This window comes from Mycobacterium aquaticum, assembly GCF_002086485.1.
Taxonomy (GTDB): Bacteria; Actinomycetota; Actinomycetes; order Mycobacteriales; family Mycobacteriaceae; genus Mycobacterium; species Mycobacterium aquaticum.
Map to the genome: position 1 here is coordinate 24,623 of NZ_MVHF01000044.1, position 13,743 is coordinate 38,365.

The 13,743-nt window shown below is 67.1% G+C and carries 18 protein-coding genes; 8 read left to right on the plus strand and 10 right to left on the minus strand.

The features are described 5' to 3' along the window. From BST13_RS30040 to BST13_RS30050, 3 genes are read right to left on the minus strand one after another with little or no spacing between them, the layout of a single operon-like run. Complete coding sequence (locus tag BST13_RS30040; RefSeq protein ID WP_083168713.1) at nt 1-204, minus strand: hypothetical protein; 204 nt, start codon at nt 202-204, stop codon at nt 1-3. Nucleotides 205-245: 41 nt separating this feature from the next. Then, nucleotides 246-437 carry a DUF3046 domain-containing protein gene (locus BST13_RS30045; protein ID WP_083168714.1) on the minus strand — a complete coding sequence of 64 codons (192 nt, stop codon included), beginning with the start codon at nt 435-437 and terminating at the stop codon, nt 246-248. A 9-nt stretch (nt 438-446) separates the two neighbouring features. Beyond that, nucleotides 447-1,619, minus strand: coding sequence for a glycosyltransferase (locus BST13_RS30050; protein WP_083168715.1), 1,173 nt, complete (start codon nt 1,617-1,619; stop codon nt 447-449). Between the two features lie 42 nt (nt 1,620-1,661). On the opposite strand from BST13_RS30050, the gene BST13_RS30055 reads away from it, so the two are divergent. Both BST13_RS30055 and BST13_RS30060 read left to right on the plus strand, forming a co-directional pair. Continuing rightward, a complete protein-coding gene (locus BST13_RS30055) occupies nt 1,662-2,096 on the plus strand; it encodes a limonene-1,2-epoxide hydrolase family protein (protein ID WP_083168716.1) in 435 nt (144 codons plus the stop codon). A 10-nt stretch (nt 2,097-2,106) separates the two neighbouring features. Next, complete coding sequence (locus BST13_RS30060; protein ID WP_083168717.1) at nt 2,107-2,523, plus strand: DUF5313 domain-containing protein; 417 nt, start codon at nt 2,107-2,109, stop codon at nt 2,521-2,523. A gap of 4 nt (nt 2,524-2,527) precedes the next feature. Here BST13_RS30060 and pspM read toward each other — a convergent pair whose 3' ends face one another. From pspM to pgsA, 5 genes are all read right to left on the minus strand, one after another. Continuing rightward, nucleotides 2,528-3,346: a phage shock envelope stress response protein PspM gene (gene pspM, locus BST13_RS30065; protein ID WP_083168770.1), complete on the minus strand. Its 819-nt coding sequence runs from the start codon at nt 3,344-3,346 to the stop codon at nt 2,528-2,530. Between the two features lie 18 nt (nt 3,347-3,364). Further along, nucleotides 3,365-4,174: a phage shock protein PspA gene (gene pspA / locus BST13_RS30070; protein ID WP_083168719.1), complete on the minus strand. Its 810-nt coding sequence runs from the start codon at nt 4,172-4,174 to the stop codon at nt 3,365-3,367. 151 nt (nt 4,175-4,325) lie between these two features. Beyond that, entirely contained in the window at nt 4,326-4,637 is a 312-nt protein-coding gene (clgR, locus tag BST13_RS30075) for a transcriptional regulator ClgR (protein WP_029370106.1), read from the minus strand. 84 nt (nt 4,638-4,721) lie between these two features. Beyond that, nucleotides 4,722-5,210, minus strand: coding sequence for a CinA family protein (locus BST13_RS30080; RefSeq protein WP_029370225.1), 489 nt, complete (start codon nt 5,208-5,210; stop codon nt 4,722-4,724). Then, the gene (gene pgsA, locus BST13_RS30085) at nt 5,188-5,793 is read right to left on the minus strand and encodes a CDP-diacylglycerol--glycerol-3-phosphate 3-phosphatidyltransferase (protein WP_095533766.1); all 606 of its coding nucleotides are present in this window, start codon (nt 5,791-5,793) and stop codon (nt 5,188-5,190) included. Before pgsA ends, BST13_RS30080 begins: the two co-directional genes overlap by 23 nt. Nucleotides 5,794-5,874: 81 nt before the next feature. On the opposite strand from pgsA, the gene BST13_RS30090 reads away from it, so the two are divergent. Beyond that, nucleotides 5,875-6,357, plus strand: coding sequence for an amino-acid N-acetyltransferase (locus BST13_RS30090; RefSeq protein ID WP_083168772.1), 483 nt, complete (start codon nt 5,875-5,877; stop codon nt 6,355-6,357). Nucleotides 6,358-6,415: 58 nt separating this feature from the next. On the opposite strand, the gene BST13_RS30095 is transcribed toward BST13_RS30090, so the two are convergent. After that, complete coding sequence (locus tag BST13_RS30095) at nt 6,416-8,971, minus strand: DNA translocase FtsK (protein WP_211296216.1); 2,556 nt, start codon at nt 8,969-8,971, stop codon at nt 6,416-6,418. A 98-nt stretch (nt 8,972-9,069) separates the two neighbouring features. On the opposite strand from BST13_RS30095, the gene BST13_RS30100 reads away from it, so the two are divergent. From BST13_RS30100 to BST13_RS30120, 5 genes are read left to right on the plus strand one after another with little or no spacing between them, the layout of a single operon-like run. Next, on the plus strand, nt 9,070-9,510 hold the full coding sequence (locus BST13_RS30100) for a DUF2834 domain-containing protein (RefSeq protein WP_083168773.1): 441 nt from the start codon (nt 9,070-9,072) through the stop codon (nt 9,508-9,510). A 48-nt stretch (nt 9,511-9,558) separates the two neighbouring features. Continuing rightward, the gene (locus BST13_RS30105) at nt 9,559-9,873 is read left to right on the plus strand and encodes a putative quinol monooxygenase (RefSeq protein ID WP_083168723.1); all 315 of its coding nucleotides are present in this window, start codon (nt 9,559-9,561) and stop codon (nt 9,871-9,873) included. Then, nucleotides 9,873-10,700: a mycofactocin-coupled SDR family oxidoreductase gene (locus BST13_RS30110; protein WP_083168725.1), complete on the plus strand. Its 828-nt coding sequence runs from the start codon at nt 9,873-9,875 to the stop codon at nt 10,698-10,700. Before BST13_RS30105 ends, BST13_RS30110 begins: the two co-directional genes overlap by 1 nt. Then, nucleotides 10,697-11,569, plus strand: coding sequence for an SAM-dependent methyltransferase (locus BST13_RS30115; protein ID WP_083168726.1), 873 nt, complete (start codon nt 10,697-10,699; stop codon nt 11,567-11,569). The genes BST13_RS30110 and BST13_RS30115 overlap by 4 nt, the downstream gene beginning before the upstream one ends. A gap of 54 nt (nt 11,570-11,623) precedes the next feature. Further along, on the plus strand, nt 11,624-12,061 hold the full coding sequence (locus tag BST13_RS30120; RefSeq protein ID WP_083168728.1) for a hypothetical protein: 438 nt from the start codon (nt 11,624-11,626) through the stop codon (nt 12,059-12,061). Here BST13_RS30120 and BST13_RS30125 read toward each other — a convergent pair. Beyond that, entirely contained in the window at nt 12,058-13,734 is a 1,677-nt protein-coding gene (locus tag BST13_RS30125; RefSeq protein ID WP_083168729.1) for a ribonuclease J, read from the minus strand. The two genes, BST13_RS30120 and BST13_RS30125, sit on opposite strands and share 4 nt — an antisense overlap. Between the last annotated feature and the right edge of the window lie 9 nt (nt 13,735-13,743).

The following is a 13,743-nucleotide window of genomic DNA, read 5'->3' on the forward strand; positions in this document are numbered from 1 at the left end:
TCAGCGACGCCAGTTCGGGAAGTTGTCGAGATCCCGCAGTGTCATGACAAACCCGACCGCGCCGACGGCAATGGCCAGGAAGTACCCGACCGCGGACTGCCATCCACCCAACGTCGACGCGACCAGCCAGCACAACAGAACCGCGGCGATGACCAGCAACACACCGTATAGCGGCGTCCGTTGAGGATGCTCACCTAGTCGCATAACTCCGGTATACGCGCCCCCGTGAGCTAAGTCACACCTGGCTACCACTCTTCGCGGGGGACATCGAAATCAGCGCACAGGGCCCGCCACACATCACGCGGCTCCACGCCTGCCTCGATGGCCTGCGCGGCGGTCCGCCCCATGCTGCTCAGCACATGGTCGACGAGCATGGACCGGCCCCGCATCGAGCCGAACCGGCCATCGACCAGCTCGTGGAATTCCGTCAAGCGCACGAGCCCAACCTACCGAGCGGGCGCCAACGCGTCATGGCACACCCGTACCGGATCTGCCACGTCGGCCACCGATGCCCCGCCCTGCTGTGCAGCCAGTCGGTACTTCGGCGAGCCCAGCACCTCACCGACAGCGGTGGTCAACGCGGCGGCAGTCAGCGGGCGCACCAGCTGCGCACTGCCTTGTCGCACCAGACGATTGGCGATCTCCCACTGATCCCCACCGCCGGGAACCACCACCATCGGTACGCCGGCCAGCAGCGTCTTGGACACCATGCCGTGGCCGCCCCCGCAGATCACCAGATCGGCGTGGGTGAGCAGTTCGTCCTGGCGTCCCAGCCCGACCACCGCCCACGGTGGGACCTCGACGTCGGCTCCACCCAACCGCGACACCACCAGGCGAGCCCCCTCCGGCAGCGTCTCCCCGGGCCGCAGCGACGCCAACGCGAGCTCGGCCATGCCCTGGGTCCCGGTGGTCGCAGTCGACGGCGCGACCACCACGACCGGGCCCGCGCCTGCCGGCACGGGCAGCACCGCGTCCGTCGGCTCGAAGTGCAGCGGCCCCACCACGACGGCCTCCGCCGGCCAATCCGGACGCGGCACTTCGAGTGCGGGCACGGTCGCGATCAGTCGGCGCAGCGGCCCGGGATCGGTCGCCGGCAGGCCGATACCGACCCTGGCCTCGGCGCGCTGTGCCAGACCCGACCGCACGGACCGCGCCGTCAGGGCACGCATCACGGAGTCGCGCAACCGGCCGCGCAACCCGACACCCGGCGCCAAACCGCTGCCCACCGGCGGCAGTCCCTTCGACGGCAGGTAGAGCGGATGCGGGTTGAGTTCCACCCACGGCACCCCGAGCAGCTCGGCCGCCAGCCCACCGCACGCCGTGATCACATCGGAGACCACCAGGTCAGGATCCATTTCCCGGAGCTGCGGGACGTTGAGCACAGCCATCCGGGCCGCCCGTCGATGAATCTTCGCCCCAGCGTCGGCGTCGTTGTCCTCGTCGGTGGGATCCAGCCCGGCCAGTTCGGCCGCGCCGACCCCGGCGGCGCGGGCGGTTTCCAGCCATTCCACCCCGGTCAACAGGGTCGGTGTGTCCCCCGCCGCCAGGAATTTCAGACACAGCGCCAGAGCCGGGAAGGCATGCCCAGGATCGGGTCCGGCAACCACCGCTACGCGCATTCGGATTACCCTGCCACAGCCGAGGAGAACTAGGCTTCGGCCATGGCTGACCAATCAACTACCGAGGTGAACAGTCCCGCGGGTACGGTCGAGATCTTCCTCAATGCGCTTCAGGACCAGGACTTCGAAACCGCCGAGAACGCGCTGGCGCAGAACCTGGTGTATCAGAACGTCGGGTTGCCGACCATCTACGGGCGCAACCGCACCGTGAAACTGTTCCGTTCCATGCAGGGCCGGGTCGGATTCGAGGTGAAGATTCACCGGATCGCCGCGGACGGCGCCTCGGTGCTGACCGAACGCACCGATGCCCTCATCATCGGACCGCTGCGGCTGCAGTTCTGGGTGTGCGGGGTGTTCGAGGTGCACGACGGGCGAATCACGCTGTGGCGGGACTACTTCGACTTTCTCGACATGACCAAGGCGACGATCCGCGGCCTGGTCGGGATCGTGATTCCCTCGCTGCGCGCGTCGCTGTAGCGGCTGACCGATGACGAGCAACAGCGTGCGCACCAAGCCGAATCCGATTCAGTTCCTGGGCTACTGCTGCGGGCGCAGGCTGCCGGATTCGATGCTCGACTGGGTGCGTGAAGACCTCACCGGCAAGGGCGCCACCCGCCGGATGATGCTGCGGGTCCTGGTTCCCGCCGTGCTGATCCTGGCCCCGTTCTGGCTGATCGACACCACCTTGTACGTGCACCTGAGCATGACGGTGCCGATCCTGATCCCGTTCGTCTATTTCTCGCACGCGCTGAACAAGATCTGGCGGCGGCACATGCTGCGGGTGCACGGCCTCGATCCCAACCTGGTCGACAAGATCGCCCGCGAGAAGAACGCCCACATCCATCAGGCCTACATCGACAAGTACGGCCCGCGGTCGGGCCCGCCGAGCAGCAGCGCGGTCTGATCGGTCAGGCCTGACGCAGCCGGCCGAGCTCGTCGAATGCCTGGGCCCAGCCGTTGAGCCGGTCGGTGGCGTTGGTCAACTCGCTGCGGTAGCGCTGCTGCGACAGCGGGGCGGCCGACACCGGCCCGCTGTTTGCGGCGGACACCAGTTGCGCTGCGGCGGTGACCATTTCGTTGTACTGGCGAACACCTTGGCCGAGCTGCGCGGTGAACGCATTGATGGTGGGCACCAGGTACTGCCGCGACTGCGGCGCATTGCTGATCGCGCGTTCCATCGAGACCACCTCGGTCGCGGTGGCGGCCATGGTGCGCGCGGTCTGGTTGGCCACCGCGGTCAGCTCGCGCAGTTCGTCGGCGGGCAGCATGTGGCCGCGTTCCATGACTCCGAGCAGCGAGAACATGCCGCGCTCGGATGCGATCAGCGCCGACATCGGCTGACGTGCGGCCGAACCCCACGGCGGAAGCCGGCGGCCGGCGACGGGACGTTCGGCCGGCAAGGGTTCGGACCGCAGCCAGCGGTAGCGCAGCCACAGCAGCGTCGCGGGGAACGCGGCGCCCGCGGCGATGGCACCGGTGATGATCAGGGCCCAGACCGGGGTGCTCCATGATGCGAGCACCGCCGTCACCAACACCCAGAACCCGCACGCGAGCGTGAAGAACACCGCGAGACGCGCAGCCCACCGCCGCTTGCGGAGCAGCTTCGCGCGCGGATCGGCAGCGGCACTGAGCTTTTCGGCCAGAGCGCCGGACAGGTCGGCGGCGGTATCGACGCTCCGCTGCAGCACCGACCGCCAGGCCTCTCCTCGACCGGTCTTGGTAACCATGATCACATCACCGAAACACTATTGGCCGAGCGGGTTTTCGGGGGCCTGGGCCGGGTTGGCGGCAGGCGCGGCAGGCGTCGCGGTGCTGCCACCCGCGGGCAGCGTGTCGCCGCGCATCGACGCGCGAATCTGCTCCAGCCGGGAGTGCCCGGCCATCTGCACGCTGGCCTGCTGCACCTCGAGCATGCGACCCTGCACCGAATTCTGGGCGAGCTCCGCCGAGCCGATGGCGTTGGCGTAGCGCCGCTCGATCTTGTCGCGGACCTCGTCGAGGCTTGGGGTGTTGCCCGGTGCGGCAAGGTCGGTCATCGACCGCAGCGAGGAACTGACCTGCTCCTGCATCTTGGCCTGCTCGAGCTGCGACAGCAGCTTGGTGCGCTCGGCGATCTTCTGCTGCAGCATCATCGCGTTCTGCTCGACGGCCTTCTTCGCCTGACCGGCGGCCTGCAGAGCCTGGTCGTGCAGGGTCTTGAGGTCCTCGACACCCTGCTCGGCGGTCACCAGCTGGGCGGCGAACGCCTCGGCGGCGTTGTTGTACTCGGTGGCCTTGGCGACGTCGCCCGCGGCGTTTGCCTGGTCGGCGAGGGTCAGGGCCTGGCGCACGTTGACCTGGAGCTTCTCGATGTCGGCGAGCTGGCGGTTGAGCCGCATCTCCAGCTGACGCTGGTTGCCGATCACCTGAGCGGCCTGCTGGGTCAGCGCCTGGTGCTGACGCTGCGCGTCCTCGATGGCCTGCTGGATCTGCACCTTGGGGTCGGCGTACTCATCGACCTTGGAGCTGAACAGCGCCATCAGGTACTTCCATGCCTTGGTGAACGGATTGGCCATGGGAACGTTTCCGCCTTCGCTGATATTTGGGCCCGGTGATCGGGCCTATGGTCGCCTGGTCGGTCAAGTTGTCGTGCTCAAGTGCCAACTTATCGGGTTCGGGCAGACCGCCACAGCCCCCGATGGGCGTTTCGCCGGGTCTGGGTACGCCTCAGGCGACAGCCATGGAGACCGGCTGCGGAATGACCACCTTGGTCGCAGCGTCGATGTGGGCCACGTTGGCCTGCTCGCGGCGCGCCATCCGCTCTCCGGCATCGGTCAGCACGCGCGAGAGCCGCACGTCGAGGGCATCGCAGATGGAGCTGAGCAGTTCGCTGGACGCCTCTTTGCGACCACGTTCCACCTCCGACAGATACCCGAGGCTCACCCTGGCGGCATCAGACACCTCACGCAGGGTGCGACCCTGCTCGGTGCGGGCGGTGCGCAGCACATCACCGATCACTTCACGCAGCAATTCCGTCATCGTGCCCTCCTTCGGGTACCTACTCGACGGTTGTTACTTGCCAAACGCTGTGACCCACCGCGATGGTTCCCGACGGCAAGAATCTCATTGTTGCTCGACCAGACGACGCAACCGGGCGATCGCCTCATTGACCGCGGCCACCCGGATGTCCCAGCGGGAACCGGACAGCGCCAGCTCGACCACCTCGGTGTCCACCGGTCCGGCCAGCCCGAGAAACACCGTTCCCGGCGCATGCCCGCCGTGCGGCTCAGGGCCGGCCACCCCGGTGAGGCTCACGCCCCAGGTGGCGGCACACCGCTGCCGCGCGCCGACGGCCAAGGCCCGCGCCGTGGGCGCCGCGACCGGGCCGACCGCGTCGAGCACCTGCGGCGCCACGCCTGCCAGCCAGATCTTGGTGTCCTCGGTGTAGGTGACCAGCCCACCGTGCAACACGGCGCTGGCACCGGGCACACCGGCCAGCGTGGCCGCCAGCAGCCCTCCCGTCAGCGACTCTGCGGTGGCCACGCTCTGGCCGTTCACCGTCAGATCGGCGACCAGCGCCTTTGCATCGTCAGTTACCAGCGGATCGTCCACGTGAATTCCTGATCGCCGAAACCACATAGTCGGCGCCGGTGACGATGGTCAGCACGACGGCCGCCCACATGATCACCCACGCCACAGTCAGCCAGATCCCCGGCCAGTTGTGCAGCGGCAGCACGAACAAGCCGATCGCCACCGCTTGCACCAGCGTCTTGAGTTTGCCGCCACGGCTGGCCGGGATGACGCCGTGACGCAACACCATGAAGCGCAGGATCGTGATCCCGATCTCGCGCAGCAGAATCACCCCGGTGATCCACCAGGGCAGGTCCCCCAGCATGGACAGGCCGATCAATGCCGACCCGATGAGCGCCTTGTCGGCAATCGGGTCGGCCAGTGCGCCGAACTCCGACACCACGCCGTAGCTGCGTGCCAGGGCGCCGTCGAACCGGTCGGTGATCACCGCGACCGAGAACACCGCGAAAGCGACTATCCGCCAGAATGTTTCATGGCCGTCGCCGACGAACAGCAACACCAGGAAGACCGGTACGAGCACCAGCCGGACTCCAGTGAGAATGTTGGGCAAGCTGGCGATGAAGGCATGCGGCACCAACGGATCAGTAGAAGGTTGGCCCGGCACCGCAACAGAATATCGGTTGCCGAAACCGATACTCTTCCAGCTGTGAACGAAGGCAGCGCGCCACCGGCGACCAGCCCCTTGGTGCGCCGGGCCCGCACCTCCGATGTCCCCCGGATCAAAGAGCTGGTGGACATCTATGCAGGCAAGATCCTGCTGGAGAAGAACCTGGTGACGCTGTACGAGGCGGTCCAGGAATTCTGGGTGGTCGAGCTCGACGGCGAAGTGGTCGGCTGCGGCGCCCTGCACGTGCTGTGGGCAGACCTCGGCGAAGTGCGCACAGTGGCGGTACACCCCAAGGTCCGGGGTACCGGCGTGGGCCACGTTCTGCTCGAGCAGTTGCTCCGGGCCGCCCGCGACCTTCATCTGAGCCGGATCTTCGTGTTGACCTTCGAGATCGACTTCTTCGGCCGCCACGGCTTCAAGGAAATCGACGGCACCCCGGTGACTGCCGAGGTGTATGAGGAGATGTGCCGCTCATACGACACCGGTGTGGCCGAGTTCCTCGACCTTTCCTACGTCAAACCGAACACGCTCGGTAACACCCGGATGCTGCTGACCCTCTGAGCGATGTGTGGAGTCTCACCCGCACTCGCTGACGGGTGAGACACGACAAATCACGGACTCAGAACTCGTCGGCGTCATCGTCGGCGTCGGCGCCGTTGGCGTCGGCACCGCCGCGGATCAGTGCCAGCGTGCCTGCCAGCTCGTCGGGCTTGACCAGCACCTCGCGGGCCTTGGAGCCCTCGGACGGCCCGACGATCTGACGCGTCTCCATGAGGTCCATCAGGCGGCCCGCCTTGGCGAAGCCGACGCGCAGCTTGCGCTGCAGCATCGAGGTGGACCCGAACTGCGAGGACACCACCAGCTCGACGGCTTGCAGGAAGACATCCAGGTCGTCGCCGATGTCGGGGTCGACGTCCTTCTTCTCACCGGCCTTGACCGCGGTGACGCCGTCGACGAACTCCGGTTCGGCCTGCGCCTTGGTGGCCTCGACGACGGCGTGGATCTCCTCGTCGGTGATGAACGCGCCCTGCATACGCAACGGCTTGTTGGCGCCCATCGGCAGGAACAGGCCGTCGCCCATACCGATCAGCTTCTCGGCGCCGGGCTGGTCGAGGATGACGCGGCTGTCGGTCAGCGACGAGGTCGCGAAGGCCAGCCGGGACGGCACGTTGGTCTTGATCAGACCGGTGACGACGTCCACCGACGGTCGCTGCGTGGCCAGCACCAGATGAATACCGGCAGCACGGGCTTTCTGGGTGATGCGCACGATGGCGTCCTCGACGTCCCGCGGGGCGGTCATCATCAGGTCGGCGAGTTCGTCGACGATCGCGAGGATGTACGGGTAGGGCTTGTAGACCCGCTCGCTACCCAGCGGTGTGCTGATCTCGCCGCTGCGCACCTTCTCGTTGAACACGTCGATGTGCCGCACCCGCGACGCCTTCATGTCCTGGTAGCGCTGTTCCATCTCCTCGACCAGCCAGGCCAGTGCCGCCGCGGCCTTCTTGGGTTCGGTGATGATCGGCGTGATGAGATGCGGAATGCCTTCGTAGGGCGTGAGTTCCACCATCTTCGGGTCGATCAGGATCATCCTGACCTCGTCGGGGGTGGCCCGTGCCAGCAGCGAGACCAGCATCGAGTTGACGAAGCTGGACTTACCGGAACCGGTCGAGCCTGCCACCAGCAGGTGCGGCATCTTGGCCAGGTTGGCCGAGACGAAGTCGCCCTCGATGTCCTTGCCGAGACCGATCACCAACGGGTGGTGATCGCGTCGCGTCGACGGTGCGGTGAGCACGTCGGAGAGCCGCACCATCTCGCGGTCGGTGTTGGGCACCTCGATGCCGACGGCCGATTTGCCCGGGATGGGCGCGAGCATGCGGACGCTCTCGGTGGCGACCGCGTAGGCGATATTGCGGTGCAGCGCAGTGATTTTCTCGACCTTGACGCCCGGCCCGAGTTCCACCTCGTAGCGGGTGACGGTCGGGCCGCGGGTGCAGCCGGTCACGGCCGCGTCGACCTTGAACTGTTCGAGCACCGACGAGATGGCGTCGGTCATCTGGTCATTGGCCGCCGTGCGCAGCTTCGGCGGGTCACCGGCGATGAGCAGATCCATGGCCGGCAGCGTGTACGGGCCTTCGACCACCCGATCGACGACGATGGTGTCGTCGGCTTTCTTGGCAGGCTTGGGCTCGGCGACCTTCTTGCGGCGGGGTTTGACCGCCGGCTCGGGAACCGTTGGCGCTTCGGCATCTTCGGCCAGCGGGTAGTTCTCCATCGGCGTGCCGGTCAGCGCCTTGGGCGCCTCGATGGCAGCCGTGGGCCAGTTCTTGGCCTGGTCCGGTGTGTACGCCGGGTCGTCGTAGTAGCCATCGGAGAAGTCGTCGGCGGGTTCCGCGTCGGCGTACTCGTCGTCATAGTCGTCGTCGTAGTACTCGTCGTCATCGTCGAACGCACGGGTACGGAACATCGCGCGCAATGTCGCGGGCACTTCACGGATGGTCGTGCCGGTGATCAGCAGCACGCCGAACAGCACGCCGATGAAGAGCAACGGCGCAGCGATCCACGCGGTCAGCCCGTCGGAGAGCGGTCCGCCGATGGCGAATCCGACGAATCCGGCTGCCAGCCGGCGCCCGGCGGGATCCTCCGGCGAGCCCGCCCACAGGTGCCACAGCCCCAGCGCGGGCAGCGTGACCATGGAGACGCCGAGGATCATCCGCGGGCGTGAATCCGGGTCGGGTTCGGTACGCATCAGCACTATGGCGACGACGGCCAACACGATCGGAACGAGCACGACTGGCCCACCGACGACGGTCCGCAAGGCGGTGTCTATCCAGGCGCCGACCGGACGGGCAGCGTCGAACCAGGAACTGGCCGCGACCACCACGGCGATACCCAGGAGTGCCAGCGCAAGCCCGTCGCGGCGGTGCCCCGGTTCGATCTCGCGAGCCCGGCCGACCGAGCGCGCCGTCGAACCCGCGCCCTTGGCCAGCATCAGCCACCCCGCGCGTGCGCCGCGGCCGAGTTTCTGTCCGGCGACGGCCACCGGTGAGCCCTGGGACCGGCGCGCCGGCTTGCGCCTGGCTGGCGCAGGGCGGGCAGGCGCCTGTCGGCCGGAGCGTGAGCTGGGCTTTGACCTGCTCGAACGGGCTCCAGATCGCGCAGCGGTCTTGTTAGCCATGTCCGTCAGCCTAGTCGCAGTGGCCTCATATTCACCATCTGCCACACAGGTCACAGAAAGGTTGCATTTCCGCCGTAATGGCGGTCTACCGTCCCGCCATGAGTCATCCGACCGCCCGCCCCACCCAAACCAGGCTTCTGTGCATCGTCTACGCGGTCATCGCGGCCGTAGCCCTGGCCGCCACCTGGAGCCAGAACGTCGCCTACTTCCACAGCCCGACCGGCCTGTTGACCTTCTGGAGCGACACCAAGGTCAATCCCGCCTCGCGCTCCATCACCGTCGACATCGTGCTGTTCTTCCTCGCCGCCGCGATCTTCATGGTCCTCGAGGGGCGCAAACACGCCATCCCGTACGTGTGGGCCTACCTGCTCGGTGGAGCCCTCGTCGCCATCAGCGTCACCTTCCCGCTGTTCCTGATCGCGCGTCAATTGCGGGTCGGTCCATCCGAGACGACGCGGCTGAGCGCCGTCGACGCGACCATATTGGCGGTGTTGAGCGTGCTCACCATCGCCTTCGTGATCTGGGTCGACGCGATATGAGTACGCTGGACACCTGTCCGGCCATACTGACCCGAGGAGTCTGCACCCATGCCAGTTGTCGTCGTCGCCACCATGAAAGCCAAGCCCGAGTCCGTCGATACGGTGCGAGACGCGTGCAAGAAGGCCATCGAGGCGGTGCACGACGAGCCGGGATGTGAGCTGTACTCGCTGCACGAGGCCGACGGCACCTTCGTCTTCGTCGAGCAGTGGGCCGACGCCGACGCGCTGAAGACACACAGCACCGCGCCCGCGATCGGGACCCTGTTCGGCACGATCGGTGAACTGCTCGACGGCGCACCCGACATCAAGATGCTGCAACCCGTCGTGGCCGGCGACCCGGCCAAGGGCCAGCTGCGGCCATAATGCGGGCCACCGGTCCCCTGGCCCGAAAGGTCGCGTTCATCACCGGCGCGGCGCGGGGCCAGGGCCGCGCCGAGGCGGTGCGGCTGGCATCCGACGGCGCCGACATCATCGCCGTCGACCTGTGCGATCAAATCGCATCGGTCCCCTACCCCATGGCCACACCCGATGATCTCGCCGCGACGGTCGAACTCGTCGAGGAGACCGGCGCCCGCATCGTCGCACGGCAGGCGGACGTGCGCGACGAAGACGCGCTGCGCGCCGCGCTGCAGGCCGGGGTTGCCGAACTGGGTCGCCTCGACATCGTCGTCGCCAATGCCGGCATCGCGCCCATGCAGTCCGGTCCCGATGGCTGGCGCGACGTCATCGACGTCAACCTGACCGGAGTACACAACACCGTCGAGGTGGCGTTCCCGACGATGGTGGAGCAGGGCGACGGCGGTTCGATCGTCCTGATCAGCTCGGCGGCGGGGCTGATCGGCGTGGGTGGCGGCGATCGCGGCTCGATCGGCTACACCGCAGCCAAACACGGGGTCGTCGGCCTGATGCGGGCGTACGCCAATTACCTTGCTCCGCACAGCATTCGCGTCAACTCCGTGCACCCCACCGGCGTGGACACCCCGATGATCAACAACGAGTTCACCCGCGGGTGGCTCAAGCACATCGCCGAGGAGCTGCACGCACCAACCGATTTCGCCAACGCCCTACCGGTTCAGGTGGTGCAGGTCGAAGACATCGCCAACGCGGTGGCGTGGCTCGTGTCCGATCAGGCCCGCTACGTGACAGGCGTGACACTGCCGGTGGACGCAGGTATCGTCAACAAGCGATGAGCCGCACAGACCCGGTCGCTCAAACTGCCTTCGGCCCAATGGTGTTGGCCGCCACTGAGCAGTACGAGGGCCCGCGGCGGCTGGTCGACGACGACCTGGCGGAGTCCTTTCTGCCTGCCTCCCTGCGCGCCATGACCCGGCTGATGCGCTGGCGCTTACCCCGCGAATGGTCCATCCGCGCCGCGGAACGGTCACAGCCGGGCCTGTGGGCAAACCTGTCCTGCCGCAAGCGATTCATCGACGAGGCGCTCGACGCCGCACTGCCCGACATCGACGCCGTGGTGATCCTCGGCGCCGGGATGGATACCCGGGCCTACCGCTTGGCGCGACACAGCGCCATCCCGGTGTTCGAGGTGGACCTGCCGGTCAACATCGACCGTAAACGTGCCGTGGTCCGTCGGGCGCTCGGCGCGGTTCCGGATTCGGTTCGGTTGATACCCGTCGACTTCGAACACGACGACCTGGCAGCCGAACTCGCCAGGCACGGGCACCGCACCTCGGACCGCACGTTCTTCGTCTGGGAGGGCGTGACGCAGTACCTCACCGAGGCCGGTGTGCGGGCCACGTTCGACTACCTGGGCACGGCCGCACCGGGCAGCCGGCTGGTATTCACCTATGTCCGTGCCGACTTCATCGACGGCACCCACCGCTACGGCGCTGAATCGTTGTACCGCAGATTCTGCGTTCGCAATCGGATCTGGAAATTCGGGCTCAACCCCGACGACATCGCGTCGTTCATCGAGCCCTACGGATGGGAATTGATCGAGCAGGCCGGCCCTGATTATCTGATCGAACACTACGTCACGCCGGCCGGCCGCAAACTCGGTGCGTCCCAAGTGGAGTGGACGGCCTACGCGGTGCGACGGTAACCGGCCCCGCTCAGCCCGCCTTGGCCGGCACCTCACCACCGAAGGAGATACCCGATGAACACCGCCGCGGCCGTGGCCGTCGCCGTCACCTACTGCTGGATCGGCATGGTGCTGGCGATCTCGTTCCTGGAGGCCCCGCTGAAGTTTCGCGCGCCGGGCGTCACGCTGCAGATCGGGCTGGGCATCGGTCGGCTGGTGTTCCGCGCCCTCAATGCCACCGAAACAGCTTTCGCGGCAATCGTCGTCGCCACGCTCGTGGTCAGTCGGCCGTCGGCTGCGACCACTGCCGCGTTCGTGATCGCCATCGCCGCCCTGGGCGTGCAGTTGCTGGCCGTGCGGCCCAAGCTGACGCAGCGCTCCGATGCCGTGCTGGCGGCCAACCCGGGTCAGACGCCGATCGGGCGGTCGCGCGTGCACTACGTCTACGTCGCGTTGGAGGCCGTCAAGATCGTCGGCCTGCTCACCGGCGGGATCCTGCTGCTGGCAGGCTAGATCTCGATCACGGTGGGCACGATCATCGGCTGGCGACGATAGGTCTCGCCCACCCACTTGCCGACCGTGCGCCGCACCGCCTGCGCAATCCTGGTGGGATCGGTGATGTTCTCCGCGGCAAGGCTTTCCAGTTCGCGCTCGACCTTCTGCGCAACTGATTCCAGCGCCTTGGGGTCCTCCGAGAAGCCACGGGAATGCAGATGCGCCGGCCCCGCGGGACGTCCGGTCCCCCGGTGCACGACAACGGTCACCGCCACGAAACCCGATGAGAGAATGAGCCGTTCACCGAGCGTGGCATCGCCGACGTCACCGGTGATCAACCCGTCGACGAACATCTTGCCGACCGTCACGGCCCCGGATATCGATGCCCTGCCTGCTACCAGATCCACGCTGACACCGTTCTCGGCGATCACGATGTTCTCCGGTGGCACCCCGGTGCGCGCGGCCAGCGCTGCATTGGCACGCAGATGCCGCCAGGTGCCGTGCACCGGCATGACGTTACGCGGCCGCACACCGTTGTAGAGGAACAGCAACTCGCCCGAGTAGGCGTGACCGGAAACGTGAACGCGCGCTTGGGCGTTGGTGACCACCCTGGCACCGATCTTGGCCAGCGCGTCGATCACGCCGTAGACGGCCTCCTCATTGCCCGGGATCAGCGACGACGACAGGATGATCAGGTCGCCGGAGGTCAACGTGATGCTGCGGTGCTCACCGCGCGACATCCGCGACAGCGCCGCCATCGGCTCACCCTGGGTCCCGGTGGTGATCAGCACCACCTTGTGCGCAGGCATCATCTCGGCCGCGGCGATGTCGAGGATGTCGGAGTCTTCGACTCGCAGATACCCGAGCTCCCGAGCGATGCCCATGTTGCGCACCATCGATCGCCCGACGAACGACACCTTGCGGCCCAGGGCCACGGCGGCGTCGATGATCTGTTGCACCCGATCGACGTTCGACGCGAAGCACGCCACGATCACGCGGCCCTCGGCGCCGCGGATCAGCCGGTGCAGCGTCGGGCCCACTTCACTTTCCGACGGGCTGACGCCGGGGTGTTCGGAATTCGTGGAATCACAGAGGAACAGGTCCACACCGGAGTCCCCGAGGCGCGACATTCCGGGCAGGTCGGTCGGACGACCGTCGAGAGGCATCTGGTCGAGCTTGATGTCGCCGGTGTGCAGCACCGTGCCCGCACCGGTGTGGATGGCGACCGCCAGGCACCCGGGAATCGAGTGGTTGACGGCGAAGTACTCGCATTCGAAGACGCCGTGGGTGCTGCTCTGCCGTTCGGCAACCTCCACGAACACGGGTTTGATCCGGTGTTCGCGGCATTTCTCGCGGACCAACGCGATGGTGAACTTCGAACCCACCACCGGGATGTCGGGCCGCAGCTTGAGCAGGAACGGGATGGCGCCGATGTGGTCCTCGTGCGCATGAGTGACGACGAGTGCCTCGACATCGTCGAGGCGATGCTCGATGTGCCGCAGATCGGGCAGGATCAGGTCGACACCCGGCTCGTCATGCCCCGGGAACAACACGCCGCAGTCGACGATGAGCAGCCGGCCCAGATGCTCGAAAACAGTCATGTTGCGCCCGATTTCGCTGATGCCGCCCAGCGCGGTGACGCGCAGCCCTCCAGGGGCCAGCGGCTCGGGCGGCGCGAGATCGGTGCTCAACGGCCCGCC